Origin of the sequence: Haloarchaeobius lipolyticus (assembly GCF_051208015.1) — an archaeon.
GTDB lineage: Archaea > Halobacteriota > Halobacteria > Halobacteriales > Natrialbaceae > Haloarchaeobius.
On sequence record NZ_JBPKGF010000003.1, the window covers coordinates 385,424 to 411,308 of the forward strand.

27 protein-coding genes are annotated in these 25,885 nt (G+C 65.9%); 11 read left to right on the forward strand and 16 right to left on the reverse strand.

What is annotated here, in order from left to right:
• Positions 1–37: 37 nt before the first annotated feature.
• Complete coding sequence (locus ACSC1Y_RS11720) at positions 38–916, forward strand: hypothetical protein (protein ID WP_435335034.1); 879 nt, start codon at positions 38–40, stop codon at positions 914–916.
• A gap of 24 nt (positions 917–940) precedes the next feature.
• On the opposite strand, the gene ACSC1Y_RS11725 is transcribed toward ACSC1Y_RS11720, so the two are convergent.
• Together ACSC1Y_RS11725 and ACSC1Y_RS11730 are read right to left on the reverse strand one after the other, a co-directional pair.
• On the reverse strand, positions 941–1,597 hold the full coding sequence (locus ACSC1Y_RS11725; RefSeq protein WP_435335035.1) for a hypothetical protein: 657 nt from the start codon (positions 1,595–1,597) through the stop codon (positions 941–943).
• 218 nt (positions 1,598–1,815) lie between these two features.
• Positions 1,816–3,438: an acetate--CoA ligase gene (locus tag ACSC1Y_RS11730; RefSeq protein ID WP_435335036.1), complete on the reverse strand. Its 1,623-nt coding sequence runs from the start codon at positions 3,436–3,438 to the stop codon at positions 1,816–1,818.
• Positions 3,439–3,556: 118 nt separating this feature from the next.
• On the opposite strand from ACSC1Y_RS11730, the gene folP reads away from it, so the two are divergent.
• Both folP and ACSC1Y_RS11740 read left to right on the forward strand, forming a co-directional pair.
• Positions 3,557–5,998, forward strand: a complete 2,442-nt coding sequence (gene folP / locus ACSC1Y_RS11735) for a dihydropteroate synthase (protein ID WP_435335037.1) — start codon at positions 3,557–3,559, stop codon at positions 5,996–5,998.
• Between the two features lie 246 nt (positions 5,999–6,244).
• Complete coding sequence (locus ACSC1Y_RS11740; protein WP_435335038.1) at positions 6,245–6,868, forward strand: class I SAM-dependent methyltransferase; 624 nt, start codon at positions 6,245–6,247, stop codon at positions 6,866–6,868.
• Between the two features lie 89 nt (positions 6,869–6,957).
• Here ACSC1Y_RS11740 and ACSC1Y_RS11745 read toward each other — a convergent pair whose 3' ends face one another.
• From ACSC1Y_RS11745 to ACSC1Y_RS11755, 3 genes are all read right to left on the reverse strand, one after another.
• Complete coding sequence (locus tag ACSC1Y_RS11745) at positions 6,958–8,193, reverse strand: MFS transporter (RefSeq protein ID WP_435335039.1); 1,236 nt, start codon at positions 8,191–8,193, stop codon at positions 6,958–6,960.
• 66 nt (positions 8,194–8,259) lie between these two features.
• On the reverse strand, positions 8,260–9,186 hold the full coding sequence (locus ACSC1Y_RS11750) for a DUF7351 domain-containing protein (protein WP_435335040.1): 927 nt from the start codon (positions 9,184–9,186) through the stop codon (positions 8,260–8,262).
• Positions 9,187–9,252: 66 nt separating this feature from the next.
• The gene (locus tag ACSC1Y_RS11755; RefSeq protein ID WP_435335042.1) at positions 9,253–10,320 is read right to left on the reverse strand and encodes a glycosyltransferase; all 1,068 of its coding nucleotides are present in this window, start codon (positions 10,318–10,320) and stop codon (positions 9,253–9,255) included.
• A 140-nt stretch (positions 10,321–10,460) separates the two neighbouring features.
• On the opposite strand from ACSC1Y_RS11755, the gene ACSC1Y_RS11760 reads away from it, so the two are divergent.
• Together ACSC1Y_RS11760 and ACSC1Y_RS11765 are read left to right on the forward strand one after the other, a co-directional pair.
• Positions 10,461–11,000 carry a DUF7097 family protein gene (locus tag ACSC1Y_RS11760; RefSeq protein WP_435335043.1) on the forward strand — a complete coding sequence of 180 codons (540 nt, stop codon included), beginning with the start codon at positions 10,461–10,463 and terminating at the stop codon, positions 10,998–11,000.
• An 83-nt stretch (positions 11,001–11,083) separates the two neighbouring features.
• Positions 11,084–11,521 carry a VOC family protein gene (locus tag ACSC1Y_RS11765; RefSeq protein ID WP_435335044.1) on the forward strand — a complete coding sequence of 146 codons (438 nt, stop codon included), beginning with the start codon at positions 11,084–11,086 and terminating at the stop codon, positions 11,519–11,521.
• A gap of 46 nt (positions 11,522–11,567) precedes the next feature.
• On the opposite strand, the gene ACSC1Y_RS11770 is transcribed toward ACSC1Y_RS11765, so the two are convergent.
• Together ACSC1Y_RS11770 and ACSC1Y_RS11775 are read right to left on the reverse strand one after the other, a co-directional pair.
• Positions 11,568–11,810 carry a UPF0058 family protein gene (locus tag ACSC1Y_RS11770; RefSeq protein WP_435335045.1) on the reverse strand — a complete coding sequence of 81 codons (243 nt, stop codon included), beginning with the start codon at positions 11,808–11,810 and terminating at the stop codon, positions 11,568–11,570.
• Between the two features lie 55 nt (positions 11,811–11,865).
• Positions 11,866–12,063 carry a DUF5800 family protein gene (locus ACSC1Y_RS11775; RefSeq protein ID WP_435335046.1) on the reverse strand — a complete coding sequence of 66 codons (198 nt, stop codon included), beginning with the start codon at positions 12,061–12,063 and terminating at the stop codon, positions 11,866–11,868.
• A gap of 102 nt (positions 12,064–12,165) precedes the next feature.
• Here ACSC1Y_RS11775 and ACSC1Y_RS11780 point away from each other — a divergent pair, with 102 nt between their 5' ends.
• Positions 12,166–13,020 (forward strand): polymer-forming cytoskeletal protein, encoded by an 855-nt coding sequence (locus ACSC1Y_RS11780; protein WP_435335047.1) that lies wholly within the window; start codon positions 12,166–12,168, stop codon positions 13,018–13,020.
• Positions 13,021–13,169: 149 nt separating this feature from the next.
• Here ACSC1Y_RS11780 and ACSC1Y_RS11785 read toward each other — a convergent pair whose 3' ends face one another.
• The 3 genes from ACSC1Y_RS11785 to ACSC1Y_RS11795 all read right to left on the reverse strand — a co-directional run bounded on the left by ACSC1Y_RS11785 (position 13,170) and on the right by ACSC1Y_RS11795 (position 14,902).
• Positions 13,170–13,490: a hypothetical protein gene (locus tag ACSC1Y_RS11785; RefSeq protein ID WP_435335048.1), complete on the reverse strand. Its 321-nt coding sequence runs from the start codon at positions 13,488–13,490 to the stop codon at positions 13,170–13,172.
• A gap of 110 nt (positions 13,491–13,600) precedes the next feature.
• Positions 13,601–14,239 (reverse strand): hypothetical protein, encoded by a 639-nt coding sequence (locus tag ACSC1Y_RS11790; protein ID WP_435335050.1) that lies wholly within the window; start codon positions 14,237–14,239, stop codon positions 13,601–13,603.
• 174 nt (positions 14,240–14,413) lie between these two features.
• Positions 14,414–14,902: a hypothetical protein gene (locus ACSC1Y_RS11795; RefSeq protein ID WP_435335051.1), complete on the reverse strand. Its 489-nt coding sequence runs from the start codon at positions 14,900–14,902 to the stop codon at positions 14,414–14,416.
• A 297-nt stretch (positions 14,903–15,199) separates the two neighbouring features.
• Between ACSC1Y_RS11795 and ACSC1Y_RS11800 the strand changes: the two genes are divergently transcribed.
• Positions 15,200–16,381, forward strand: coding sequence for a redox-regulated ATPase YchF (locus tag ACSC1Y_RS11800; protein ID WP_435335052.1), 1,182 nt, complete (start codon positions 15,200–15,202; stop codon positions 16,379–16,381).
• Positions 16,382–16,392: 11 nt separating this feature from the next.
• Here ACSC1Y_RS11800 and ACSC1Y_RS11805 read toward each other — a convergent pair whose 3' ends face one another.
• Positions 16,393–17,073, reverse strand: coding sequence for a type 1 glutamine amidotransferase (locus tag ACSC1Y_RS11805; protein WP_435335053.1), 681 nt, complete (start codon positions 17,071–17,073; stop codon positions 16,393–16,395).
• A gap of 162 nt (positions 17,074–17,235) precedes the next feature.
• Between ACSC1Y_RS11805 and ACSC1Y_RS11810 the strand changes: the two genes are divergently transcribed.
• Complete coding sequence (locus ACSC1Y_RS11810; RefSeq protein ID WP_435335054.1) at positions 17,236–17,883, forward strand: DUF7978 family protein; 648 nt, start codon at positions 17,236–17,238, stop codon at positions 17,881–17,883.
• 15 nt (positions 17,884–17,898) lie between these two features.
• Here the strand turns inward: ACSC1Y_RS11810 and ACSC1Y_RS11815 are convergent, their stop codons facing one another.
• The 4 genes from ACSC1Y_RS11815 to ACSC1Y_RS11830 all read right to left on the reverse strand — a co-directional run bounded on the left by ACSC1Y_RS11815 (position 17,899) and on the right by ACSC1Y_RS11830 (position 22,120).
• Positions 17,899–18,111 carry a hypothetical protein gene (locus tag ACSC1Y_RS11815; protein WP_435335055.1) on the reverse strand — a complete coding sequence of 71 codons (213 nt, stop codon included), beginning with the start codon at positions 18,109–18,111 and terminating at the stop codon, positions 17,899–17,901.
• A 162-nt stretch (positions 18,112–18,273) separates the two neighbouring features.
• Positions 18,274–19,125, reverse strand: coding sequence for a UbiA family prenyltransferase (locus ACSC1Y_RS11820; protein ID WP_435335056.1), 852 nt, complete (start codon positions 19,123–19,125; stop codon positions 18,274–18,276).
• 60 nt (positions 19,126–19,185) lie between these two features.
• Positions 19,186–20,925 carry a bacterio-opsin activator domain-containing protein gene (locus tag ACSC1Y_RS11825; protein WP_435335057.1) on the reverse strand — a complete coding sequence of 580 codons (1,740 nt, stop codon included), beginning with the start codon at positions 20,923–20,925 and terminating at the stop codon, positions 19,186–19,188.
• A 73-nt stretch (positions 20,926–20,998) separates the two neighbouring features.
• A complete protein-coding gene (locus ACSC1Y_RS11830; RefSeq protein ID WP_435335058.1) occupies positions 20,999–22,120 on the reverse strand; it encodes a pyridoxal phosphate-dependent aminotransferase in 1,122 nt (373 codons plus the stop codon).
• Positions 22,121–22,369: 249 nt separating this feature from the next.
• On the opposite strand from ACSC1Y_RS11830, the gene ACSC1Y_RS11835 reads away from it, so the two are divergent.
• From ACSC1Y_RS11835 to ACSC1Y_RS11845, 3 genes are read left to right on the forward strand one after another with little or no spacing between them, the layout of a single operon-like run.
• Positions 22,370–23,416 carry an ABC transporter substrate-binding protein gene (locus ACSC1Y_RS11835; protein ID WP_435335059.1) on the forward strand — a complete coding sequence of 349 codons (1,047 nt, stop codon included), beginning with the start codon at positions 22,370–22,372 and terminating at the stop codon, positions 23,414–23,416.
• 2 nt (positions 23,417–23,418) lie between these two features.
• Positions 23,419–24,291: an ABC transporter permease gene (locus ACSC1Y_RS11840; RefSeq protein ID WP_435335060.1), complete on the forward strand. Its 873-nt coding sequence runs from the start codon at positions 23,419–23,421 to the stop codon at positions 24,289–24,291.
• The gene (locus ACSC1Y_RS11845; protein ID WP_435335061.1) at positions 24,279–25,070 is read left to right on the forward strand and encodes an ABC transporter ATP-binding protein; all 792 of its coding nucleotides are present in this window, start codon (positions 24,279–24,281) and stop codon (positions 25,068–25,070) included. Before ACSC1Y_RS11840 ends, ACSC1Y_RS11845 begins: the two co-directional genes overlap by 13 nt.
• Before the next feature lie 37 nt (positions 25,071–25,107).
• On the opposite strand, the gene ACSC1Y_RS11850 is transcribed toward ACSC1Y_RS11845, so the two are convergent.
• On the reverse strand, positions 25,108–25,845 hold the full coding sequence (locus tag ACSC1Y_RS11850) for a proteasome assembly chaperone family protein (protein ID WP_435335062.1): 738 nt from the start codon (positions 25,843–25,845) through the stop codon (positions 25,108–25,110).
• Positions 25,846–25,885: the final 40 nt, after the last annotated feature.

The window sequence follows — 25,885 nt, forward strand, 5'->3', positions numbered from 1 at the left end:
AACAAGACATTTCTCGCGTCCCCGTCTCTCCGTCGTCATGGGAGTATTCGACCGCGTTCGGCGACTCGTCGGCGCAGGCGAGAGCCCGGAGGAGGGTGCCGACGAAGAGAGGTCCGACGCAGCGACGGGGCTCGAGCGGGGAGCCGACCCGGCTGGACGTGGCCGGTCCGGGGTCAACGCACCGAAAGAAGGTCGAAAGAGTGGCAGCCACGGGAGCCACTGGGACACCGTGGTCCTGGGAGACGACGCCATCATGCAGAACATAGTGGCCGCGGTCGAAACCGGTGACCCGAAGCCCGGGAGGACCGTCGACGGAGGGACAGTCAGCGGATACCGGACCGGCGACGGCCCCCTCGGGACCGTCGTCATCGTCGGCGAACCGGGCGACATCTGGTCGGGCTACCCGGTCGGTGCCGGTATCGCCCACGAGGTCGAGATAGACGAGCTGATACCCTGGGCCAACGGTGCGGAAGCACAGCTCTCGGGACAACTCGGCGAGGCGACCATCTCGTTCTTCGCCACGAACTTCTGGGCGCAGAAGGACGACCAGTTCGGGGGCCCCCGGCGAGTCGAACTCGCCGCGTTCGCGTACGACCTCGGCCCCGCCGAAGACGAGGTGATTACGGACGACGAGGGGAACGAGTACTCGACCGCCGGGATGGCGGGCTTCGCACCGTTCGAGGGCGGCGACGTGGACGACTACGTCTTCCAGACGACGGTCGAGACCGTCACCGAGTGCGAGTTCGACGGCGGGTCCGTCTACCGGATGCGAGTGCCGCTGTTCCGCGGCGAAGAAGGGAGCAAGGAGTACCAGGTGATGCTGTACGCCGCGAAGCCAGTCTGCGGCGAGTACGTGCCCGAGAAAGGCGACGACGTGGCGGGCGTGTTATGGCTACAAGGGCGTCTCGAGACCTGACCGGGGAGTCGACCCGGGCGGTGTTCAGACCGTGACGGCCCGTCGATGCGACTCGTCACCCCACTGGCAGACGACGGTGACTTCGCCCGAGCCTTCGACGGCGACCGGGACGCTCTCGGTTCTCGTGGCCGTCTCACCCGCCGGCACGTCGATCTCGACCTCCGGGGTGTCGCTCATCGAGTCCGTCCCGAGTTCTGCCAGGAACCGCCCGTCGCGGTCACCATCGTTCGAGACCGTCAGCGTCGCCTGCACCGTCGCGTTGCCTGCTTCGAGGGTGAACTCGTCGAGGGTGAATCGGGGGACGTGTGCCAGTCGGTCGAGCTGTGTGGACGAGAGCGAAAATCGAGTCTCCGCACCGTCCGGGAGGCCGACGACGAGTTCTCCGTCGTCCGGCTCGATCCCCGTGGGGACTGGAACGCCGATTCCGGACCAGTACACGTCGAGCGGGAACGAGTCTGCGTACGTCTCACCATCGAGTCGGACCGAGACGTCCAACTCGCTTGCGTCGGGGAGCTGGTCGGTCTTCGTTCCGTCGGTCGTCGTTCCATCGTCGGGTGCGGACTCCTGTCGGTCCACCACGATAGCTGCGACCACGTACTGTCTCTCCGGGTCGGCGACGACGTCGGTGTGGTGATGGTTCCTGACGGTGGTCGTTCGTCGCCAGACGTCGAGTGATCGCAATACGATCTTAGTCCTGTGCTGTGTGCGTGGTTCGGTGGTCGAGGAACGGGTCGTCTCAGTTGGCAGGTCGGTCGTCTCGGTCCCTGAATCACCTCCGGACTGGAGGCACCCGGCAATCGCCGTCGGGAGGGTTCCTGCGAGGGCGAGGAGGCGGCGTCGGTTCACGGGGCTCGGTTTCGACCGTGCCGGGATAAGCTTTCAGCCGACTGTCAGCAGGGCTACTCCCTCACTGTGGCCTGTTCCTCCTGCCGGAGCTCGATGCGCCGAATCTTCCCGCTCGAAGTCTTCGGTAACTCGTCGACGAACTCGATCCGTCGTGGGTACTTGTATGGGGCCGTCTCAGCCTTCACGAACTCCTGTATCTCCGAGACGAGGGCGTCGCTCGGTTCGTACCCGTCCGCCAGAATGACGTAGGCCTTGACGACCTGCCCGCGCTCGTCGTGGGGACTGCCGACGGCGGCCGCCTCGGCAACGGCCTCGTGGGCGACGAGCGCGTCCTCGACCTCGAAGGGGCCGATGCGGTAGCCCGACGAGATGATGATGTCGTCGGCGCGGCCCTCGAAGTAGAAGTAGCCGTCCTCGTCTCGGGAGGCGATGTCACCGGTCCGGAAGTAGTCGCCCGAGAAGGTCTGCTCGTCGAGGTGGGGCTTCTCGTAGTAGCCGTCGAAGATGCCGGGACAGTCGACCGGGACGGCTATCTCGCCGATCTCACCCGTCTCGACCTCGACCTCGTCCTGCGTGTCGAGGATGGTCGTACCCATCCCCGGTGCCGGCTTGCCCATGCTCCCGGGCTTGACCTCGATACCGGGATAGTTCGTGACGAGCGCGACGGTCTCGGTCTGGCCGTAGCCGTCGCGGGGCGTGACTCCGGCGCCCTGCTCGAAGGCGTCGATGGGTTCGCGGTTGAGCGGTTCGCCGGCAGACAGCGCGTCGGTCAGGGAGAACTCCCACTCGGAGAGGTCGTGCTGGGCGAACATCCGGTACTGGGTCGGGACGGCACAGAGCTTCGTGACGCCCTCTTCGGCGAGCACGTCGAGGAAGGTCTCGGGGTTGAACCCGCCCTCGTACAGCAGCTGGGTCGCCCCGCTGGTGAAGGCGACGCCGACGGGACTCCAGAACCACTTCGCCCAGCCGGTGCCCGTGGTCGCCCACAACAACTCCGAGTCGAGGTCGGTCTCTTCGTCGATGCCCCACCAGTACGGGCCGTTGACCCGGTTGAAGGCGTACATCCAGCGGTGGCGATGGAGGACCGGCTTGGGCTTGCCAGTGGTCCCGGAGGTGTAGTTTATCGACATGGGGTCCTGCGGGCCGAGTTCGGGGCCGTCGTGGTCGGTGGACAGCCCGTCGAGCAGGGCCGAGAACCGTGTCCAGCCCGGTTCGTCTCCGTCGAGGACGATGCGGTTCTCGATGGGCGTCTCGTCGACGACGTCGTCGATCATCTCGGTCAGGTCGGCGTGACAGACGACGGTCGTCGCCCGGCAGTCCTCGGCGCGGAACTGGACGTCCTTCGACTGGAGCATCTCCGAACAGGGGACGAGGATGGCACCGCGGGCGAGCACGCCGCACTGGACCGCGAACACGTCGGGATGCCTGGGAAGCAGGTGCATTACGCGGTCACCCTCACCGACACCCAGGTCGGCCAGCGCGTTCGCGAACCGGTTCGCGTCGTCGCGAATCTCGCGATACGTCCGTGAAGCCTTCGTCCCCGGTTCGTCCCGGAAGTGGAGCGCGACCCGGTCGCCGATGGAGTCGGCGTGCGACTCGACGACCGCCGGCAGTGAGTAGTCCTCTGGGATGTCCCACTCGAACGTCTCGACCTCGTGCTCGTAGTCGATAGACATGACCAGTAAATTCGGATAGAGTGATGTTAACGATTTGCACTAGAGGGGGCGACGCGGTGAGAACGGACCGACTTCGGTACTCCGACAGGCTAAAGCGGACCCACTTGGACGTTCGGGTATGCAGTACCACGAGGCCGCGAACTTTCTCTTCGACCTCCGACGCTACGGTCCCAGACCGGGCACGGAGTCGACCGCGGACCTCCTCGCACATCTCGGCGACCCGCACGTGGAGACGACCTACGTGCAGATCGCCGGCTCGAACGGGAAGGGGAGCACGGCCCGGATGGTCGAGTCCGTCCTCCGCGAGACGGACCTGACGGTCGGGCTGTACACCTCGCCCCACTTCGAGGACGTCCGCGAGCGGGTCCGGGTCGACGGCCGGAAGGTCACCCGCGCCGCACTCTGTGAGTTCGTCGAACAGATAGACGACTACGTCACCGACCGGGGCGCTGCCGGCGAATCGCCGACCTTCTTCGAGGCGATGACCGCCCTCGCGCTCTGGTACTTCGACCGCGAGGAGGTGGACGTCGCGGTTCTCGAGGTCGGTATCGGCGGCAAGTACGATGCGACGAGCGTCGTCGACCCGGCCGCGAGCGCCGTCACGAGCGTCTCGCTGGAACACACGAAGGTCCTCGGCGACACCGTCGAGGAGATCGCGACGGACAAGGCGCACGTCGCACCCGCCGACGCACCGCTGGTCACCGGAACCACTGGCGCAGCCCTGAAGGCGGTCAGGAAGCAGGCTGGAGAGGTCGTCACGGTCGGACCCGATGGCGAGGTAGAGACCAGCTACGAAGGTCGAGTGAACGCAAGCGAGGCCGGTGTCTCCATCGCGGCGCCGGACTGGCGCGTCGAGACCCGGATTCCCGTCCTCGGCTCGTACCAGGCCGTCAACGCGGGCATCGCCGCGACCCTGGCGAGACAGGTCGCCGACGTCGACGAGGAGACCCTCGCCCGGGGCCTGCGCAACGCCCACTGGCCGGGCCGGTTCGAGGTCATGTCCGAATCCCCGCTCACGGTCCTCGACGGGGCGCACAACCCCGGTGCCTGTGAGAACCTCGCGACCGTCCTCGACACCTTCGACTACGCCGACCTGCACCTCGTCTTCGGGGCGATGCACGACAAGGAGCACGGCCAGATGGCGGACGCACTTCCGACGCCGGACGCGGTCTACACTTGCGAACCGAACCTCGACCGGGCGGAGGACTCGGCCGTCCTCGCCCGCGTCTTCGAAGACCGTGGCGTCACCGAGACGACCGTCCGAACCTCGGTCGACACCGCGCTCGACCGGGCGCTCGAGGCCGCCGACGGGGACGACTGCGTGCTCGTCACCGGCTCGCTGTTCACCGTGGCCGAGGCCCGCACGCGCTGGACGCGCGTCGAGATTCCGAAGACAGTCCGCGACCTCGACGACGCCCGTGCCGCGCTCGAATCCGCGAGCGTCACGGAGCCCGGCGTCTGGCGGATGCGCGGGAAGGGCGTCCACCGGGTCGTCAAGACTCGCGTCCAGAAGCGCCAGGCCTCGTACCTCAAAGAGGAACTGCTCAGCCTCGGCGGCGAGTGCGCCGTCTCCGGTCTCGAATCGGAGGGCGAGCGGCACGACGTCGTCCTGATGGGGACGCTCTCACAGTTCAAACGGCTCGCGAACAAGCTCGACGGCCAGCCCTACGGTCTCGCACAGTTCGCCCGCGAGCTCCGCGCCGCCCTTGACATCCAGCAACCAGACGCCGAGACGCGAGACTACCCCTGGGAGGACGGCCCCGCCGTCATGGGCATCCTCAACGTCACGCCCGACTCCTTCCACGACGGCGGCGAGTTCGCAGCGCTGGACGACGCAGTCGAACAGGCGAAGGCGATGGTCGACGCCGGCGTCGACGTCATCGACATCGGCGGTGAGTCGACCCGTCCCGGCGCCGACCCCGTCTCGACCGAAGACGAGATAGACCGCGTCGTCCCCGTCATCGAAGCCATCCGCGACGCGGGCATCGAGACGGCCATCTCGGTCGACACGCGGAAGGCCGCAGTCGGTAGGGCCGCACTCGAAGCCGGAGCCGACATCCTCAACGACGTCTCCGGGCTCGGCGACCCAGATATGCGGTTCGTCGCCGCCGAGTTCGACGCGCCCCTCGTCGTCATGCACAGCATCGACACGCCGGTCGACCCGGAGAACGACATCGAGTACGACGACGTGGTGGAAGATGTCCTCGACCAGCTCCGTGAGCAGGTTCTACTCGCCGAGAAGGCCGGTCTCGACCGCGAGCAGATAGTCGTCGACCCGGGCCTCGGCTTCGGCAAGACGGCCGCCGAATCGTTCGACCTGCTCGGCCGGCTCGACGAGTTCCGGGCGCTCGGCTGTCCGGTTCTCGTCGGCCACTCGCACAAGTCGATGTTCGGCGCCATCGGCTGTGACGACGACGAGCGAGAACACGCGACGGTCGCCGCCACGGCCATCGCTGCGGACCGCGGAGCAGACGTCATCCGCGTCCACGACGTCCCGGAGAACGTCGATGCGGTTCGCGTCGCCCGGGCGGCGCGTGACCCGGAGACGGTCGACGACTGACTGGCGGCTCCTTCCTGACGATTTTCGACCCATACTTTATACCCGAAACCGCGGCCAACGCTGGCGTGACCTGACGACCTGCCCGTCGTCGGCCGAGGCTGGTGTGCGGCGAACCGCGACGGGACTGCGCTCCCACTGCCGAGCCGAAATGCTGGTTTCGCCGCCTGTCAGCCTCTACATCCATCGACTGTCGAAAATTCACACGGCACCACAACCGGTTTGACACCGCGAGCCGACGCTCGGGCCATGACGGACGAGTTCCGCAGAGCGGTCCGCGACGGGTACGACGCCATCGCACCGTTCTACTCGGACCACCGGTCGGCGGTCGGGGACGAACAGGTGCTCCTCGACGAGTTCTGCGACATGGTGCGTGACGGCAGCACCGTCCTCGACGCTGGCTGTGGCGAGGGCACGCCCATCGCGGCTCGACTCGTGGAACGGTTCGACACCGTCGGACTCGACATCTCGCGCGTACAGGTCGAGCGTGCGAGCCGGAACGTCTCCGACGCTCACTTCCTCTGCGGTGACCTGACGGTGCTCCCCTTCGAACCCGACACCTTCGGCGGTATCGTCTGTTCGCACGCCGTCATCCACGTCCCCCGAGAGGAACACGTAGCCGTCTACGAGGAGTTCGCGAGGGTCCTCGAGCCCGGCGGTTCCCTTCTGGTCACGTTGGGGAGTGGTGCCTGGGAAGGGACCAACCCGGACTGGATCGACTCGGGTACCGAGATGCGATGGAGTTTCTACGACCCGGACGTCGAGTGCGAGCTGCTCGAGGCGGCTGGCTTCGTCGTGGAGACTCGCACGACCATCGCCGACGAGATGGGAGATGGCGCCTTCGAGTACGTGCTCGCTCGCCTCGACGGCTGAACCGGTCTCGTGGTGTCTGTTTGTGGTCCAACTGGCTGGTTCGACTAGCGGGGACGCCGGTCGCTCGAACGTCTAACCTTCGCTACCGGTTAGTCCGCCGTCACACGGTCGGCGTCGGTCGTCTCGCCGACGAACCCGGTTGCCCGTGCTGCCACTGTCGAGAGCAGTAACAGTCCACCCAGGGCACCGACTATCGTGACCGGCCCGAGGTGGTCCGCGCCGACACCACCCGCGAGCCCGACGGGAACCCTGACGAGGGCGACGACCATCGAGACTGCCGAGAGGACGGTCGCTCGCCCGACAGAGCCCGAGTGGCGGTTCAGGTAACTCTGGCGAAGCGGTACCGTGACCGCGATGACCACCCGGTGGATCACCATCATCGGGAGAATCGCGATTGGCGACACCAGCACGGCGAGCATCGCGAGCGCGTCCACCACGTAGGCACCGAAGACAGCGCCCGTCGCGCCGATGCGGGACTCGACCGCGGCAGCCCTGTCGCTCGTCAACGCCCCGGCGACGGTGAACGTCGCGTATGCGACCCCGAGCACGGCTGTCTCGGGGACGACGTGGCCAACGATCTGCACGCCGGAGAGCAACGGCGTAATCGAATCGACCGCGATAGGCTGGAAGTATCCCCGTGCAGCCCTGCCGACAGAACTCGCGACCGCGACCAGGCCGACGAACGCCCGAAGCTCCGGCTTCAACAGGGTGGTTCGTATCACCTCGACCGCCTCGCGGATGCCGAGCGCCTCTTCGTCGTCGGGCGACTCGCCGGACGCCGGAAAGGTCGAGGCCACGGTGAACCCAGCGACGCCCATCGTCGCCGATGCGACGAAGGGCAGGCTCGTGTCGACGGCGTACATGATCCCACCGGCGACCATGGTGGCGGCCAGCACCCAGAGCCGGATCGCAGAGCCGCGTCCGGCCACGTGAGTGAAGCGGTCGCTCGCATCGTCGGCGTCGAGTGCGTCGTAGATGAATGCGCTGCCAGCCCCGGACTGGAGGGTCTCGGCGAGGCCGAGGACGCAATAGACAGCGACGACGGTGACTGGCCCCCTGGCGTAGAGCAGCGTCAGCGGGTACAGGGCGAACAGTGATTGCGCCGCGAGGATGACGTTCCGGCGGCCGAGTCTGTCACCGACGTAGCCGGTCGGAACCTCTCCGACGACGGTCAGGAGGGCCATCGCGGAGCTACCCAGGGCGAGCGTCGCGTAGGAGACGTCGTTGGAGACGAGGTAGATGACCGACACGGGCCACATGAACCCGGGTGTCGTGACGGCGCGGAAGGCGTAGTACTTGAGGACGGTCGTTCGGGCGTCGGACATCGGCACCCGGGGCCGAGACGACGGGTCGGCATGAAGGTTCGGCGAACCGCGCTTCGGTAATTCTGGTTACACTTGTTCCGCGTCCAGAACCTCGGTGTCCACGACAGTGGCATCGCCGTCGAGTCTGACGCAGAGTACCTCGTCGTCGAGCGGTATCTCCACGCGGAAGTCCCACGGGTTCGGGCCGTACCACGTCAGGTGCTCGTCCGTGACGGCCCACTCCAGCTCCCACTTCGGGATGGTGTGGAGATCGTGGCCGTGGTCGTGGTAGAACGCTATCACTGGCGCACTGTAACGCAGCGTCTCACCGATGGACGTGTAGTGGAACCCGGTGCAGGCGGTGCAGTGGTGCTCGTAGTAGACCTCGAGCGGGCTCCCGTCCCCACTCGCCGGGAGGTCTCCGTCCCGCTCGTGGGCGCTCGTCTCCACGTGTCCGGCGCACCACGGACAGACGCCCCTGACCATCGAGGCAGTCTCCATCCGGTTGCGCCGATCTGCCGCGACGAGTAACTCGTCCTCCGAGCGGAGCTGGACCCCTCGTGGCGGCAGGTAGGTCCGACTGTACTCGGAACCGCACTGCCAGCACTTGATGTAGAACAGGGGCATCAGTGGGCGCTCCCAGCCCATGCCGTATTCCGCGACCAGGCCGTTCCCGCACTCGTGGCAGTCCTGGTCGACAGGGAAGGCGTCGACGCGGAGATCGGTCGTGATTCCGCCAGCGACGAGGTGCTGGAACGCGAGCCTCCCCTGCGTAGTGAGACAGTATCCTTCGTCGTACTCGCGGACGAACGGACCGAGCAATTCGTTCAGGTGGTAGTTGAACCGTCCGGAGTCACGGATTCCAGCGTCGTCCTTGAGGGCGGAGTAGGTCCGGTATCCGAGCCCGGGCGCCTCGACAGTCGCCTCGCCCAGCGCCTTGACGATAGCCACGCGAGCTTCGTCGGCCAGCAGTGAGAGCGCGGTCCTCTCGTCGAACGAATCGTCCGCTGTCATGACTGACTCTGGTCACGCCGGAGACGTAGCTGTTTCTGGCGACGGCGGGTCGACGGCGACGGACGGTCAGAACAGTCCCGTGTCTTCGATTTCGGCCCGGTAGCACGACAGATATCGTTCGAGCACCGGGTCGTGGTCGTACGAAGCGAAGGTCTCGTCGACGGCCAGGTGTTCCATCTCTGCGGTCTCGCGGATAGCGTCGGCGAGTTCCTGTTCGCTCGTGGTCCGGAAGCCGCGGTCGAAGTCCGCCCGTCGGCGTTCGACGAGTTCGTGCGCCGAGGAGTCGGCGTGGTACTCGACGATGCCGATACAGCCAGCGGCGAGTGCCCAGACGAGTTCGGTCGGGAACAGACACTCCCGCGCGGTCTGTGCGAAGACGTGAGCACCGCGGTAGACCGCGATGCGCTGTTCGCGGTCGCACTCCCCGAGCCAGGTGATCCGGTCGTCGATCCGGAGGTCTCTGGCCTGTCGCTCGTAGTTCTCGCGCTCGGGTCCGTCGCCGACGATGACGGCGGACCAGTCCAGTTTGCGAAGTTCCGCCAGCCCGAGCAGAAGCGATTCGAGGTTCGCGCCCTCGTCGAGCCGGCGGGCGTAGACGATGTCACCGGCGGAGACCGGGTTCGTGTTCCGCACCTGTTCCATGTCGATGCTGTTCGGGATGACCTCGACCGCGTCCTCCCCGGCTCCTTGCTCCCAGAGACGGGTCTGGACGAGGCGTGATGGGGTTACGACCGCGTCGGACTTCTTCATGGCCTTCCGCTGGTGTCGACCCGTTCCACCGTCGCCGTACCACTCGGTGATGACGGGGGCTCGAGCGACGCGAGCGCCTTTCCTGGCCGCCGAGACCTGTTTCGCGGGTGACGCAGCCGCGTGGACCACGTCCGGGCCGAACTTCGGCAGGGCGACGGTGAGTCGGTAGCGGAACGACCGGGACTCCTCGACGTCGTCGACGAGTCCTCTGTAGGTGACGCGCTCGTGTTCCCACTCGGGGATGTCGCCGGTCCACCACTTGGCACAGAAGACGGTGACCTCGTGGCCTCGGGCGGCGAGCAGTTCGGCGACGCGCTTGAGGCGGACGTTCGCCTCGCTGTCGCGGTGCAGTGCCGTTTCCAGCGAGACGAACGCGATTCGCATTCTCGTATCCAGTGCCGACCTACCGGTTATTAAAAATCCCTGTTTTCGTGGAGGGTCGCGTGGACGAATGAATCCGTCACCGGCCGTCTCGGCTCACCAGACCCGACGATTCAAAGTCCCGGCTCCACTACCTCCACTGGATGAAGAAGACGCCGACGGGGACCTCGGTCGGGGTCGACGATCCCTATGACCACGCTTCGCTGTGCGACCACCTGACGGGAGAGGGGACCTGCAGGTACGCGTTCGAGTACCCACAGCACGACCCCGAATTCGCCGAAGCCCGCCGGGCGGACGAGTTCGCCTGTCCCGTCGTCAGCGACGAAACGGACGAAGGGTGGAACTGGGCAGACTGTCCGCACTTCCGGGCGACGGCGACCGACCGTGAGTGTGCCCGTTGCGGGCTCGAAGAGAAGCGCGTCGCGCACGACTCGGACCAGCGCCCATTGCTCGAAGAGCATCACCTCTCGTATGCGGACGAAGGGCGGGAGACGAGCCACGAGATAACCGTGTACCTCTGCCGGTGGTGTCACGCGAAGGTCCACACCTCGTGGGCGCGGGTCACCGACGACGCGAGCCCCGACCCCGAAGCCCTCGCGGAGCTCGAGACGCGTCGGGGACGAGAGATGGACGAACTCGGCTTCGAGACGGCGAGAGAGCGAACAGAAGGCGACCGTCGGTGACGAGTGCGTCGTTGTGCCTCCGTTCTTGGGGCTCGTCGAGAATCGGCGGCGGATTTAACGCTTGGCCGCGCCCAGTAAGGCGTATGTCCGAGAACCCGTCGCTCGTGGGCCACGTTCACCTCAAAGTTCGCGACCTCGACCGCGCCGTCTCGTTCTACAGCGAGGTGCTCGGGCTGGACGTGACGGAGCGGCTGGGTCGCTACGCCTTCCTCTCGTGGGGCGAGCGCCACCACGACGTCGCGCTCCAGGAGCTCGGAGAGGACGCATCTGGTCCCGGGAGCGGCGTCGGGCTGTACCACGCCGCCTACGAGGTCGATTCACGCGCAGCGCTTCGAGCCGTCTACGAACGGCTGCGAGACCGCTCGGTCTCGGTGACGCCGGTGGACCACGGTATCAGTCTCGCCCTCTACTTCGACGACCCGGACGGCAACGGCTGCGAGGTCTACCTTGACACGCGAGCCGAGCGGGAGACGCGCGAGTGGTCGGGCCAGAACGACCGGTTCGACCCGACGGCTCTGTGAGCGACGTGGATACCGGGAAGAGCGGAAGCGTCGGAGCGGGAAGCTGTCAGACGGCGACTCTGTCGCGCGACTCTGCCTCCCTTCTGTCCGCTATCGTCGCGACGATTCCGGCGAGCAGCCGTCGGATTGCCGCCTCGTGGTCACCTTTCTGTCGGTCGAACGCGTTCGGGCCGACGCCGTAGGCGTCGTACTCGGCGAATGCGCCTGTCGGGACCGGTGCGTCCGCTTCCAGATATGTCCGGACGGAGTACAGTAGCTGGTGGAGGTGGAGGAGCTCCTGCTTTCGCATCTGCTTCGAGGTAGGATTTCGGTTGGCCTAAAGCCGTCGCATGGCCGACTCCGAACTACTTGAGGATGTCGCCGACGCGACGCGGCTCGCCACCGAGCGACGGGTTCTTCTCGACCATCTGAAGAACCTCGTGGTCGGTCACGTCGAAGTATCGCTTCCCGGTTGCTTCTTCGATGAGCTCTTTCTCTAGCCGGAACTCGGTTCCCTCGTACACCACGTCACAGCCGTCCTCGTCGAACGAGAGCGTCGTCATGTTCGGCCAGATGGGACTGGCCGCTAAAAAGCACACGACACCGTCTGACGACCGTCAGACGCCGACGAGGGGTTTAATATGACGAGGTGACGATATGGCTGTGTGTCGCTGCATACGGACCCACTCGACGAACTCGCCATCCCCGACGGCACGACGGTCGCAGAACACGACCTCGTGACCGACGGGGACGTGCTCATCGGGGGCCGGTCGTCCATCGAGTTCGGGATTCGCGGGCGGAACGTCCTCGGTGGCGAGGGCGTCCGCATCGGGGGCGGCGTCGAAGCCGAAGCGGACTGCCGTCTCGACATGTGGTCCGACGTTCGGGGGAACGTCCTCGTGGGCCGTGACGCCTTCATCGGCGAGCGGACCCACATCGGCGGCCGCCTGATGGTCTCGGGCGACCTCGACGTCGGCGACGAGGTCGACATCGAGGAGGGCTTCGAGGCCAACGGCTGGATCGTCATCCGCAACCCGATGCCGACCATCGTCTTCCTGTTCGTCTACCTCAAACAGCTGATGCTCATCGGCGAGGAGGAGGCCGCGAGCAAGCTCGTCGACGAGATGACCGACGAAGAGGACCCCGACCAGGACCCGCTCGTGATTCCGCGAAACGCCACGGTCAACGACGACGCCTGGCGCGTCTCGACGCCCGCACGAATCGGGGACGACTGCCGCCTGCACGGAAACGTCCGCGCCGAATCCATCGAGGTCGGCGAGGACTGCAACATCTTCGGAAGCCTGCGCGCGAAAGACGACATCCTCATCGGCGAGGGTACCCGCGTCCACGGCGACGTGACCACCCGCAAGGGCGAGGTCAGAATCGCTCCTGGCGCACTCGTCCTTGGCGACGTCTCCTGTTCCGACCTCGAACTCTCGAAGGGTGCCGAGGTCGACGGGACGATGCGCGCTCGCGGCAACATAACGATGCAGGGTATCGCGAGCCGCGACATCGAGTAAGGTCGTCCGTCGGTGTCGCCGACTCGCTCGCAGGAACTTGCACGAGGACGACTGATTCTGCCCGAACTCGCGACATCTGCATAGTGACCGCGTCGTGTGGGTCCGTCGAATAACAGGTCGACGGCGGTAAGGGACGATGGCCGAGTGGCTCACTCCTCGGAGGGATTGATTCCCAGAAGCGTCGTCAGTTTCTCGTAGAAGTACCCGGCGCAGATGGAGAAGACTGCCATTCCTGCCAGGTAGGGGTAACTGGCGGTGCTCGTCGGGACGGTATACCTGTGGGACCTGTAGACTCCCTCCACTCCGCCGAACGTTGGATCGCCTGCCCAGGCGGGTGAGATTCTGACGAGGAGTGGCTGGAGGAGGTCAGGGAAGATGGTGATGTGGTATACGTAGAACGCCATACCGCCCAAGATGACGAGCCCGTCGAGTGCGGTCAATCCGTTCGAGAGGAAGTGCTCGTCACGCACGAGGTAGTGGTGCGGTCAGGACTGATCTGTTCGTTATGGCCGCACATGGCGGCCATCGGCTGAGAACGCGTGCAAGTGCACTCGTTCGATGGCGACTCGGTTCCGGCAGCTCACTCTTGCGTCGTCGTCTCGGTGTCCGACTCGGTACCGGTCGTCGTTCCGTTGGTGGTCGTTCCGGTCGTGGTCGTTCCGGTCGTGGTTCCCGTCGACTCCTCGCCGATAGTCTTCTCCGCGAGAGTTCGCTGCGCATCGTCGGTGGTGGTCGCGACGATGGCTATCGTGGAACCGGGTTCGGCGGTGACGTAGACGCGGTTCCCGACCGAGATGGGGAAGGCGACTGCTGCGGTCTCTTCCGGTCCGAGAGCGTCCTCCTTGGCCGCGAAGTAGGCGTGCTCGGTGTCGCCATCGTCGAGGACGACGGCGCGTTCTCCGTTGACCGTGACGGCGACTTTCGAGATGTTCTCGCCGGTGACCTTCCCTCCACCCATATGGACGATCTTCACCCGGCCGTCGGAGGTGGACGTGATCTCGAACTGGGGCCCTTCGTTCTCGTCCCCGGTCGTGTCAGTGGTCGTGTTCTCGCCGGCGGTGCCGGTGCTGTTGGTGGTACCGGTGTCCGTACCGGTGCTGGTCGTCGTTCCGGTGCCCTTGGTCGTCGGCGTTCCTTCGTCGTCGTCGCTGCTCATACAGCCGGCGGCGAGCGTTACGAGACCTGTTCCAGCGGAGGCGATGAAGTGGCGGCGTTGCATCGTGAACTAGTCTACTACCCGAGTGGTTTAACTTCTTACGAAAAACGAACATACTGTCTCGTAGTAATTCGATTGGTGAGTACAATCGGTATGACATGAATGTCTGGATATCGTTTGTATTGGCGCGAAAGAGAACGAGATTGACCCCTCGGGTGGCGATTCGTCGACGTCCGGTCACTCGACAGTCTTCGTCTCGAGGACCGATGTCTCTCCCTCGGTTCCGGTCCAGACGACGGCGACGGAGGCGTTCTCGGGTGCATCGACGAAGACGCGGTTCCCGACCGAGATGGGGAACGGAGTGGCGGCGGTCTCGGACTCGTCGAGAGCTGTCTCGCGGGCTGCGAAGTAGGCGTGTTCGGTGCCGCTCTCGTCGACGACGGCGACGGTCTCGCCGTCGACGGTCACCTCGACGGTGCTCGTGACCGATCTTCGGACCTGTCGTCCCTCCATGTGAACGATCTTGACGGTTCCCTCGTTCGTCCGGACGATGCGGAAGTCGACGTTCGGGATGCGTGGAGTCGTCGGTGTCGGTCGGTCGGTGGCCGTTTCCGTTCGGCGGTCCGTCTCGGGAGCGGTTCCGCCCAGGCCCATCGTAGAGACACAGCCGGCGGCGGAGAGAGCGATACCGGTCGAAGCAGCGGCGAGGAAGTCGCGTCGGTTCATAGCGGCCAGATATTTCATTGATGTGACTTTACTGCTTTCGGTACGGTCGTGCATCGGGTCGTTGTCTCGTGGTTCGTGCGGGTACGAACCATGGTGTCGAGTATCGACAAATCACCGTTTGGGTTTCCGCCACACATGGACGAGGGTAGCCGCTCTCGAGTGACGCCGAGGTGAGCGCAAGCACCACGCGACCAGCGGCCGGGGTGAGTGCCCGATTCTTGCGACCGTCGGGGGGACGACCTCCCGTGGGCACCGCCGACCGAAAGGCAGTTTCCCCCAGCCCCGCTACCGGGTGGCATGCTCTCTATCGCGCTGGCCGGCAAGCCGAACGCGGGCAAGTCTACCTTCTACAAGGCGGCGACGCTGGCGGACGTCGACATCGCGAACTACCCCTTCACGACCATCGACCCGAACCGGGGCGTGACCCACGTCCGAACCGACTGTCCGTGTTTGGAACGGGACGAGCGCTGTGGGGACGACAACTGCCACGACGGGAAGCGGTACGTCCCCGTCGAACTCATCGACGTTGCGGGACTGGTCCCGGGTGCCCACGAGGGGAAGGGCCTGGGTAACCAGTTCCTCGACGCGCTGACGAACGCGGACGTCATCATCAACGTGGTCGACGCCTCCGGAGCGACGAACGCGGAAGGTGAGCCGGTCGAGCCGGGAAGCCACGATCCGCTGGACGACATCGACTTCATCGAGGAGGAGATGGACATGTGGCTGACCGGTATCGTGACTCGCAACTGGGAGTCCGTCGAGCGAAAGTCCCGCTCGCCCGACTTCGACATGGACGAGGCGCTCTCCGAGATGCTGACCGGCTTCGGTGCCTCGCCCGCGGACGTACAGGCCGTGCTCCGTGGACTCGACTACCCGGCAGATCCTATCCAGTGGGAGGACGAGGACCGCGAGACGCTGGCCCGGGAGATACGCGAACGGACGAAGCCCATCATCGTCGCGGCGAACAAGGCGGACGTAGCCGACCCGGAGAATCTCCAGCGCCTCCTCGACTCTGGGAAACCGGTCATCCCGACGACCGCGGAGGGCGAGCTGGCCCTGCGAAAGGGTGCCGAGGCTGGAGCCATCGACTACGACCCCGGCGACGACGCGTTCGAAGTGGGCGAGGATGTCTCCGACGCCCAGCGAGCCGCCCTCGATGGGCTCCGCGGAACGATGGACGAGTGGGGCGGGACCGGCGTACAAGACGCCCTCAACTACGCCGTCTACGACCTGCTCGACCACATCACTGCGTTCCCGGTCCAGGACGCCTCGAAGTGGACCGACGCGAAAGGGAACGTACTCCCCGACGCCTTCCTGCTACCTCGGGGGTCGACCCCGGTCGACCTGGCCTACAGCGTCCACTCGGATATCGGCGACGGCTACCTCCACGCGGTGAACGCGAAGTCGAATCGCGACGTGGGCGAGGGCTACGAACTGGAGGAGGGAGACGTCATCAAGATCGTGTCGACGGCGAAGTAGCGGCCACCCGGTTATCGTCTCACAGCCAGTTTCGCGAAGTTCTCGAGCACCCGGTCCGCGGTCACGTCGTCCCACGAGAGCTCGTTCTCGGTCCAGCCGAAGTCCGCGCGAATCCGCGGCAGGAGGTCGGCGACGAACTCCGGGTGGAACTGCGTGGTCCACACTGGGGCGTCCCGGTGACGGCTCGCGAAGAAGGGGTACTCGTCGGTCGCGGCGAGGGGTTCCATCCCGTCGCCCAGTTCGACGACGCGGTCGCCGTGGACCGCCGGGAGCGTCTCGTCGACGCCCTCGAACAGCGGGTCGGCGACGAGGTCTGCGGTGACGAGTCGGTGGTCCAGCCCGTGGTGTTCGACGCGTCCGCCGAGCGCCTCGTTGACGAGCTGGTGACCGAAGCAGATGCCGAGGAGGGGAATCTCATCGTCGATGCACTCGCGAACGAACGCAGCTTCTTCGTCCATCCAGGGGTAGTCGTCCGATTCGTAGACGCCTGCCGTGCTGCCCCCGACGATGATTCCATCGGGGACTCCGAGGTCTGCCAGCGATGGGGGCCCACCTTCGGCGACCACGTCGTGCACCTCGCAGTCGAACAGCGACCGCAGCGACTCCCCGAGGTACCGGGCGTCGGGGTCCACCTCGTTCTCCAGGTAGACGAACATCGGTCTGTTCGACGGATTGAGGGCTCTTACCTCCATCGGGGGCTGGGCTACCCGCTCCGTGTCGATGAGACACCCGGCGTCGCGGTTGATCGAGCCCGGCGGGTCGCCAGCACCCACCCGAAACTACGCGAAGTGAGACTCTCGCCGGCAGTTTCATGCCAGACTACGTCTAGAAGACCCACGAGAGGCCGAGCAACCGTGCACGACACGCAGAAACTGGTCCGGGAGACGGAGCGCGATAGCGTCGCGTGTCTCTTCCTCTGGGTGAAAGGCGGCTCCGTCGGCGCGCTGACGTTCCTGTTCGGCCTCGGTCTCGTCCACTTCCTCGTCAAGATGCGGTACTACGGCGAGGCGGCCCAGGCGGTCGCGGTGCTCGGCCGGTGGCGCGTTTCGGCGTGGGTCTACTACAACGCACACCTCGTCCCCACCGACGGGGTGATATTCGGCCAGAACGAGGCGTTCGCCCGGTCGGGGAGCACGCTGGCGACCCTCGCGGCGTCGAACTCTCGACTGCTGGGGGTCTACCTGCTTCCGCCGGCGCTGTTGCTCGTCGCGGGCTTCCTCACGGCGAAGCGCCGCCCGAAGACGACCCAGTGGTGGCGGGCCGCGCTGGCGGTGTTCGTCGGCTATTTCTTCGTCGCCGTGGTGTTCGTGCTCGTCTCGACGCTCCAGCTGTCGGGTGCGGTTCCGGGCCTCGAGTCGGTCACGAGCGAGGCCGGTCCGAACCCCTGGCTGGCGACCGCGTTCGCCGCCATCGCCTATCCTGCACTCTTCGCGACGGTCGGAGCGCTGTTCGGGCGGCGGGCTCCCTGGACGCGACAGGCTCAGCTGGCGCCCGGCAGGTAGGCGGGTGAACGGCCCTCATCGGCGCAGTATCTCGTCTACCAGGACGACCTCAGTCCCCGCGAGTCCGACCGAACAGGACACCGTGAACTCGTCCCATTCCCCTCGTCCTGCATCGTTCCCGACGACCGCGTCGCCCAGTTCGACCATCGCCTCTCGCTGGGCGTCCGACAGGAAGAACGGGGGCCGCGTCGAATCGTAGCCGGCGACCTGCGCCCGCGAGCCGGTCACGATGCGGTCGGTCCGGTCGAAGACCGGCGATTCGCTCCTCGTCCCACAGACGAGGACGTTGGCGTCGGCGAGGTGGTCCGTGAAGAGTGCTCTCGGAGCGACGCGGAAAGTGTGATATTTATGACCGTATATTCGCCCGACTCCGGGAAATTCACACGCGTGTCACGCCAGCGGCTGGTAGTAGACCGCCACCGTGAGCGCCGCGAGCAGGAGGTAACAGCCACGGACCAGGAGCATCGTCGCCACCTCCTCGGTGCCGCGCCAGGCGACCCCGGCGACCGGGAGGAAGACGACCACCGCGCCGACCGACGACGGCGGGAAAACGCCGGTACCCGTCAGCGCGAGAATCGCGAGCAGACCAGTCCCGACGAGTCCGAAGGCCACGGTCCTCGCCCGGTCACGTCCGACCACGACCGCCACGGTCCGCTTGTCGATGGACCGGTCGAACTCGTAGTCCTTGGCGTCGTCGACGACCTTGATACCGGAGAGGACCACGAAGAAGACCCCCGCGAAGGCGAGCACCTCGCCGGAGAGCGCGGTGGCCTGGACGTAGTAGCCGCCGACCAGGACGACGGCGATGCCGAAGGGGTAGCCCAGCGTGGCGGACAGGGGGTGCATGTCGAGTTGGGGGGCGTGGAGGTACGCGACCAGCCAGCCGGGAAGAGTGATGGCGGCCGCGAGTGGGCCGACGGTGAGCCAGAGCCCGGCGAGGCACGCGAAGAAGCCGAGCGACGACCCGGCGAGCGCGAGGCGACAGCCGTGTGCCGAGAGCGGATGGTCGTCGTCCTCGCTCCGGTAGTAGAAGTCGACGTAGCCGTCTTTCACGTGTGCGGTGTAGAGCGCGAAGAAGGCCGCGGTGAGGTGGAGCAGTCCCGGGACGGCCGCGAAGGTCCCCGACAGGACGCTCCCGAACAGGGAGGCGGCGAGGACGGGGAGCATGAAGACGGGGTGGACCTGCGAGGCGAGTGCCCGGACATCGGCAGCGACACCGCTCCCGTGACGAGAGAGGGACATGTCTCTCAAGACGACAGGAGCGGGGAAAAAGACGCGGGGTGAGCTGTCCGGTCCGTCCGCTTATTCGGTCTCCTCGATGAACGCTTCGAGGAGCTTGCGCTCGCCTGCTCTGAGGTGCTCGTGCAGGGTCGGTGCGGAGATGTTCATCGCCTCGGCGACCTCCTCGGCCGTACTGTCACGGGGCCACTCGTAGTAGCCCGCGGAGAAGGCGGTCTCCAGCGCGGTTCGCTGCCTGTCCGTGAGTCGGTCGCCGAGTCCCTGGCGGAACGATTCCGTGGACTGGACCGACCGCTCGACCTCACGCTTCGAGAGGACGTCGACGCGGCCGAAGGTGGACTGGACCGCACTGACGATGGCTTTGAGGTCTGCGTCGGGTGCGACCTCCGCGACGAGACGGCCTTCACCGCTCTCGACGCGGAACGTCTTGACGGTGGCGCCGACGCTCGACAGCGTCTCGATGGCGGCCTTCGTCACCGTCAGCTCGAACAGCGACTCCTCGCCCTCGGTCACGAGCCTGACGTTCTCGACGGTGTCGAGGCCGGCTGCGAGTTCGAGCAGTTCGTCGGCCGGACCGCCGGTGAGTTCGACGAAGCAGGTGAGTCCCGACTCGTCGGTGGAGGCGACCCCGCGGAGCGTGATGGTTCCGCCGGTCTCCTTCGACAGCGCGATGAACGGGTCTTCGGTGTCGGTGTGGCGGAACTCGAGCTCCGCGATGGTGTCCGCGAGCAGCAGTTTTCGCTGCTCGACGGAGTTGATACCGTTCCCGATCTTCTGGCCGAGGTCGACGAACACCTCGAGCTCGTGGTCGCTGAACGTGTGGCCGGGCACCGTGTAGACGATCAGGGCGCCGTAGGCCTTCTCACGGTACGACAGCGGGACGATGACGGCGGAGGTTCCGTCGGCGTCGAAGTCCGCTCCGAAGACGGCGGCCGCGTGGTCGGCGTCCACCTGGGTCAGCACCTGCACCTGCTGGTTCGAGACGGCATCGGAGACGCGCTCTTCGACCTGCCCACCGGGGTCGATGTCGACGTCTTCGTTGCCGGTGTTCGCCGTCAATCGCGTTCGGACGCCACGCGAGTGTGAGTTGTACTCCGCGACCCACGCGGCCTGGTAGGAGTCGGTCTCGACGAGCGAGTCGCAGACCTCCCGTTCGATGGTCTCTCGCGTCGAGGCCTCGACGAGCACGCGGTCGATGTTCCGCATGACGCTGTTGACGTGGGTGAGCCGTTCCAGCTGGAGCTCACGCTGCTGAATCTCGGACTCGTGGTCGTCGTACGCCTGGGACAGCTCCTCACGGAGGTCGACCAGTGCGCCGGCGTCGCGCAGCTCTTCCCGGTCACGCGTCGACAGTGCTTGCTCGGTTGCCTCGAGCGCGAAGTACTCGCGAACCTCCTCGGAGAAATCGGACCGCGCGAGGAGTTCGTCTGCTGCGTCGAGGATGTCTGCCTTGCTCACCGGCTTGACGAGGTAATCGTCGAAGGGCATGTCGACGATGTCGGTGTCGGGTGCGACCGCCGTCATCATCGCGATGGGACAGTCGAATCCAGCTTCGCGTATCTTGTCGAGGGTCTCGTCACCGGACAGTCGCGGCATCCGCCGGTCGAGCAGCACGAGGTCTACGTCGGCGTCGATTACCTCCAGCGCTTCTTCTCCACTGTATGCAGTTCGAACTCGGTAATCGTCGTCCTCCAGCCAGTAACGACACGTATCCGCCAGGTCTTCGTCGTCGTCGACGACGAGGACTGTCGGGGGCGATGAGTCGAGGTCCGACTCCGAGTCCGCGGACAGCTCGGTTGCCATTCACCCTGCGATAGGCCACAGAGTTATAAAAGGCTCTCTCCCTAACCTTGTAGGGTTCCTCTGGTGACTCGCGTTACTGGACGGCTCGGGTCGCCTCTCGCATGATATCGAGTGCCTCCTCGAGTTCCTCGGTGCTCGTCGCGTACGAGAGTCGGGCGTACCCCTCGCCGTGTTCACCGAACGCTTCGCCGGGAACGACGACGACCCCGCGGTCGATGACCTCCTGGACCCAGCCCTCGGGGACCTTCGGCATCACGTAGAACGCGCCTCGTGGCGTGGGAACCTCCAGACCCATATCCTCGAGCCCCTCGACGACGAGGTCGCGGCGCTCCTCGAATACCTGCACCATCTCGTCGACGACCGTCTGGTCGCCCGAAATGGCGGCCTCGGCGGCGAACTGGGCCGGCGCCGAAGCGCAGGCCTGGACGTACTGGTGGGCGCGGAGCATCCGTTCCACACGACGGGATGCGCCGGTGACCCAGCCGAGCCGCCAGCCGGTCATCGAGTAGGACTTGGAACACGCGGAGACGACGACGACGTTGTCGGACTCGGCGAACTCGATCGGAGAGCGGTGTTCACCCTCGAAGACGATGTACTCGTACACCTCGTCGGAGATGCACAGCACGTCGTGTTCGTCGGCGATGCGCGCGAACTCGCGCATGTCCTCCTCGCTCTGGACCGCACCGGTCGGATTTCCGGGCGAGTTGACGACGAACGCAGCGGTGTCGTCGGTGATGTACTCTTCGACCGTCGCCGGGTCGAGCGTCAGGTCGTCGCGCAGGGGAACGGGCTTCGGCTCACCACCTGCGATGCGGGTGAGCGCGTCGTAGGCGACGAAGCCCGGGTCCGGGTAGATGACCTCCTGCCCGGGGTCGACGTGTGCTTCCATGGTGATGTGGAGGGCTTCCGAGCCGCCGGCGGTGACGATGAAGTCCTCCGGGTCGATGTCGAGACCGAAGTCGCGGTCGTACTTCGCAGAGAGCGCCTCGCGGAGTTCCACGAGTCCCTTGTTCGACGTGTAGGCGTCGGCCTTGCCCTCGTCGATGGCCTCGATAGCCGCCTCGCGGGCGTGTCTCGGCGTCGGGAAGTCGGGCTGCCCCAGCCCCAGGTTTATCGCGTCCTCGCCGGCGGCCTCGAAGACCTTCCGGATGCCGCTAATGCTGACCTGCTCGATGCGGTCTGAGAACTCCGTCATACCTGTACGCGTGCAGGGAGAGCGGATAACTCTTGATGTGGGTGGTGGTCACACCCAACAATCGGCTGGCGAAAGAATCAACAACATATGCCGGTATCTCTGACGAGCTCACCGCCACTGGGAGGGAGTGAGAGCCGAATTTCCCCCCGACGGCGTCGGATTACCGGCCGGTAGCTCCCGCGACGTGGGTCTCGGACGACGTTACCGCGGAGGATGCGTGAATATACAGGGAGACGCTAGACGTGCGAAATGAGCAGATTCGACGGTACGACAGTTTCTCGCAGACGGTTCATACAGGGGACGACGGCGGCGTCCGTCACGGGGCTCGCCGGCTGTGTGGGCAGTCTCACCGGCGGTGGCGGCGGCGAGACGCTGAACGTCGCCTACATGCCCATCTACCCGGACATGCAGCACTTCGTGATGGACCAGCAGGGCTTCTACGACGACCTGTCCGTGCCGGTTGAGGCCGAGCAGTTCAGCGACGGTCCGAGCATCGTCCAGGCCTACGCCAAGGGGGATTACGACGTCGCGCTGTTCGGTATCGTCCCCGCGATGATCATCGTCGACAAGACCGGCTTCGCGAAGGTCACGGCCGCAAACATCGAAGAGGCGATGGCCATCATGGCCTCCGACGAGTTCGCGACGCTGTACGAGGAACACGGTGCGGACGCCTTCGCGAAGTTCGAGGAACAGAAGGGCCGCAAGTTCACCTTCGGAACGTTCCCGCCGGGCTCGGTCCCCGACATCCTGCTTCGGTACTGGCTCGACAGCGAACTCGGCCTCGACCCCGAGAAGGACGTGACCATCAAGTCCCTCGGCGGGGCAGGGCCGGTCCGGCAGGCGCTCGTCGCCGGCAAGATAGACGGGACGAGCATCATGGAGCCGGTTCCGACCCTCGTTCAGTCGAAGGACGCGGGCTACCAGAACATCGCGTGGGCGGGTGAGTTCATGCCCGGCCAGCCGGCCGCGGTCACGATGATGCACGACCGCCTCCGGAACGACCGGCCCGAGGTCGCCAAGGGCTTCCTCGAACAGCACAAGCGGGCGACCGAGTTCATCAACTCCAACCCGGACCAGGCCGCGAAGGACGCCGCCGCCGTCATCGGCGAGGACGTGCTCCCGGTCGAAATCGCGAAGAAGGCGATGCAGTCGAAGGGCTCGAACTTCATCTCCGACCCGCACGCAATCGAGGACGGAGCGAAGATATTCGCGGAGTACGCCCACGAGCTCGGGAAGACGAAGTCGAAGCTGTCCGTCTCGGACGTCTTCGACTACTCGTTGTACGACAGCCTCTGAGTATGAGCGTAGAGACAACCGAATCGACCACGGCCGCAGCCGAGGATGGAGTCGGTACCGGCGACGACGAGGCGTTCACCACCGGCGTCGATAGCCGTCGCTGGGCCATCGGTGCCGCGGGTACCATCACGTTCCTGCTCGTCTGGCAGGTCGTCGCGATGCCGCTTCGTCCCTTCATCCTGCCGACGCCGGTGGAGGTGGTCGCGGCGCTGGGCGTCCAGCTCACCACGCAGGCCACGTACACCGTGCCACTCACCAGCAGCGACGTCACGCTCCCGAAGCTGTTCGTCAGGCTATTCCAGAGCCTGCAGCACTACTTGCCCGGCCTGTTGGTCGGGTCGACGCTCGGTATCGGGACCGGCATCGCGATGGGCTGGTTCACGACGCTCGACGACGCGTTGACGCCCATCACCCGTATCCTCCGACCGATTCCGCCGCTGGCGTGGATCGCCTTCGCCATCATCTGGTTCGGGACGGGCCACGCCGGCGCGACGTTCATCGTCGCCATCGGCGCGTTCTGGATAACCTTCTACAACGCCTACAGCGGCGTCGAGGCGGTGCCACAGGACCTCAAGGAGGTCGCGGCCAGTCTCGGCGTCGACGACGACCTGACGATGATCCGTGAGGTGGTCGTCCCGAGCGCGATGCCCGAGATATTCACGGGTATCCGGACGGCCATCGGCCAGTGCTGGATGATCGTCGTCGCCGCGGAGCTGGTCGGCCCGCCGGGAGTCGGCGAACAGATACTCATCGCGGCACAGAACCTCGCGCTCGACGTCAGCGTCGCCTACATGCTCGTCATCAGCGCGGTGTTCCTGGTCAGCGACGTGGCGTTCCGGGCCGTCCAGCAGGAGGTGCTCGCATGGCGGGCGTGAACGACGAGGTCGGCGGCGAGATGAACAGCCGAGGGACGGACGCGACCGTCTCGGTCGAGGGCATCGGCAAGCGGTACGAAGCTGGCAACCGGACGGTGCAGGCGCTCGAGGACGTGAACTTCGACGTACAGGACGGTGAGTTCGTCTGCATCGTCGGCCCCTCCGGCTGTGGAAAGACCACCCTGTTCCGCCTCATCGCGGGCCTCGAGGAGCCGACCGCCGGCGGCGTCTTCCTCGACGGAGACCGCGTCGACGGCCCCGGAACCGACCGCGGCATGGTCTTCCAGGAGTACGGACTGTTCCCGTGGCGGACCGTCGCGGAGAACGTGGCTTTCGGGCTGGAACAGCAGGGCTCGTCGGACGACGAGCGCGAGGCGCGCGTCGCGGAGATGCTCGAACTGGTCGGACTGACGGACTTCGCGAACGCCTACCCGAAGGAGCTCTCAGGCGGGATGAAACAGCGCGTCGGCATCGCCCGGGCACTGGCGGTCGACCCGGAGATACTGCTGATGGACGAACCCTTCGGTAGCGTCGACGCCCAGACCCGCGACATGCTCCACGACGAGCTGCTCGAGGTGTGGGAAGCCACGAAGAAGACGGTCCTGTTCGTCACGCACGACGTCGAGGAGGCGGTGAAGCTCGCCGACCGAATCGTCGTGCTCGAATCGAACCCGGGTCACGTCCAGACGGTCGTCGACGTCGACCTCGACCGGCCGCGGACGCGGACCGACGAGGCGTTCGTCGAACACGCCGAACACGTTCTCGACCTGCTGCACTGAAGGGACGATAACGGGCGACTGGCCCTTCAGTAACCGCTTACTGGTACATCCGGAGCGGCTGGGCCTGCGAGCTCTCCTCCTCTTCGGCCTCCTGCATCCGCTGTGCAAGTTTCTCCTTCTGTTCGCGTATCTCCGCCGCTCGCTCGACGAGTTCGGAGACGTCGACGTCGAGGCCGGTGAGTTTCGCGATACCGTCTTCGATGAGGACCTTCGACGCCGCAGGGTCTGGGAACTGCGGGTCCGACTCGACCACGAGTCCGACGCTGTCGAGACCGGACTCGACGGCGCGGTTGAGCAGGGCTCCGGTCGGGCCGCTCACGACGCCGTTCTCGGATGGCTCGTCGATATCAGCTTCGTCGAGCAGCGAACCGGCATCACCGGTCGAGACGCCATACAGGGTCGGGTCTCCGTCGCGCTCGGCCGGCATCCCGCTGAGATAGATGGGCGTGATGCCCTCGGCGGTCAACCACTTCGTCAGACAGCCGGAGAACTCGCCGATGGCCTCGGATTTCACGGGGACGTCGCTCTGGAGCGCGACGAGGTTCGTCTCCTCGTCCGCGTAGATCCGCACGGGCGGGAGGACCTCCCGGTCGTCCGTGTGGTAGACGCCGATTCGGGCGAGACCCTCACAGTGGACCGTCGCGTACAGTTCCATGTCGAACACCTCGACGAGGTGGTCGGTCGCTATCTTGCCGACGAGACCGATACCGGGCAAGCCTTCGACCAGCATCGCGTCCTCCAACTCTAACTCTGCACGCGGCTTGATGTGTCCCATGACCGAAGAGACGGACCGGTCGAACCTAAAGCCACCCCCA

Coding starts and splice junctions, on each gene's coding strand:
- ACSC1Y_RS11845 (WP_435335061.1), top strand. CDS start 24,279: ATGGCGGGCGTGAACGACGAGGTCGGCGGCGAGATGAACAGCCGAGGG.
- ACSC1Y_RS11840 (WP_435335060.1), top strand. CDS start 23,419: ATGAGCGTAGAGACAACCGAATCGACCACGGCCGCAGCCGAGGATGGA.
- ACSC1Y_RS11800 (WP_435335052.1), top strand. CDS start 15,200: ATGCTCTCTATCGCGCTGGCCGGCAAGCCGAACGCGGGCAAGTCTACC.
- ACSC1Y_RS11740 (WP_435335038.1), top strand. CDS start 6,245: ATGACGGACGAGTTCCGCAGAGCGGTCCGCGACGGGTACGACGCCATC.
- ACSC1Y_RS11825 (WP_435335057.1), bottom strand. CDS start 20,925: ATGGCAACCGAGCTGTCCGCGGACTCGGAGTCGGACCTCGACTCATCG.
- folP (WP_435335037.1), top strand. CDS start 3,557: ATGCAGTACCACGAGGCCGCGAACTTTCTCTTCGACCTCCGACGCTAC.
- ACSC1Y_RS11790 (WP_435335050.1), bottom strand. CDS start 14,239: ATGCAACGCCGCCACTTCATCGCCTCCGCTGGAACAGGTCTCGTAACG.
- ACSC1Y_RS11745 (WP_435335039.1), bottom strand. CDS start 8,193: ATGTCCGACGCCCGAACGACCGTCCTCAAGTACTACGCCTTCCGCGCC.
- ACSC1Y_RS11720 (WP_435335034.1), top strand. CDS start 38: ATGGGAGTATTCGACCGCGTTCGGCGACTCGTCGGCGCAGGCGAGAGC.
- ACSC1Y_RS11830 (WP_435335058.1), bottom strand. CDS start 22,120: ATGACGGAGTTCTCAGACCGCATCGAGCAGGTCAGCATTAGCGGCATC.
- ACSC1Y_RS11835 (WP_435335059.1), top strand. CDS start 22,370: ATGAGCAGATTCGACGGTACGACAGTTTCTCGCAGACGGTTCATACAG.
- ACSC1Y_RS11750 (WP_435335040.1), bottom strand. CDS start 9,186: ATGACAGCGGACGATTCGTTCGACGAGAGGACCGCGCTCTCACTGCTG.
- ACSC1Y_RS11765 (WP_435335044.1), top strand. CDS start 11,084: ATGTCCGAGAACCCGTCGCTCGTGGGCCACGTTCACCTCAAAGTTCGC.
- ACSC1Y_RS11770 (WP_435335045.1), bottom strand. CDS start 11,810: ATGCGAAAGCAGGAGCTCCTCCACCTCCACCAGCTACTGTACTCCGTC.
- ACSC1Y_RS11760 (WP_435335043.1), top strand. CDS start 10,461: ATGAAGAAGACGCCGACGGGGACCTCGGTCGGGGTCGACGATCCCTAT.
- ACSC1Y_RS11805 (WP_435335053.1), bottom strand. CDS start 17,073: ATGGAGGTAAGAGCCCTCAATCCGTCGAACAGACCGATGTTCGTCTAC.
- ACSC1Y_RS11820 (WP_435335056.1), bottom strand. CDS start 19,125: ATGTCCCTCTCTCGTCACGGGAGCGGTGTCGCTGCCGATGTCCGGGCA.
- ACSC1Y_RS11850 (WP_435335062.1), bottom strand. CDS start 25,845: ATGGGACACATCAAGCCGCGTGCAGAGTTAGAGTTGGAGGACGCGATG.
- ACSC1Y_RS11795 (WP_435335051.1), bottom strand. CDS start 14,902: ATGAACCGACGCGACTTCCTCGCCGCTGCTTCGACCGGTATCGCTCTC.
- ACSC1Y_RS11775 (WP_435335046.1), bottom strand. CDS start 12,063: ATGACGACGCTCTCGTTCGACGAGGACGGCTGTGACGTGGTGTACGAG.
- ACSC1Y_RS11755 (WP_435335042.1), bottom strand. CDS start 10,320: ATGCGAATCGCGTTCGTCTCGCTGGAAACGGCACTGCACCGCGACAGC.
- ACSC1Y_RS11730 (WP_435335036.1), bottom strand. CDS start 3,438: ATGTCTATCGACTACGAGCACGAGGTCGAGACGTTCGAGTGGGACATC.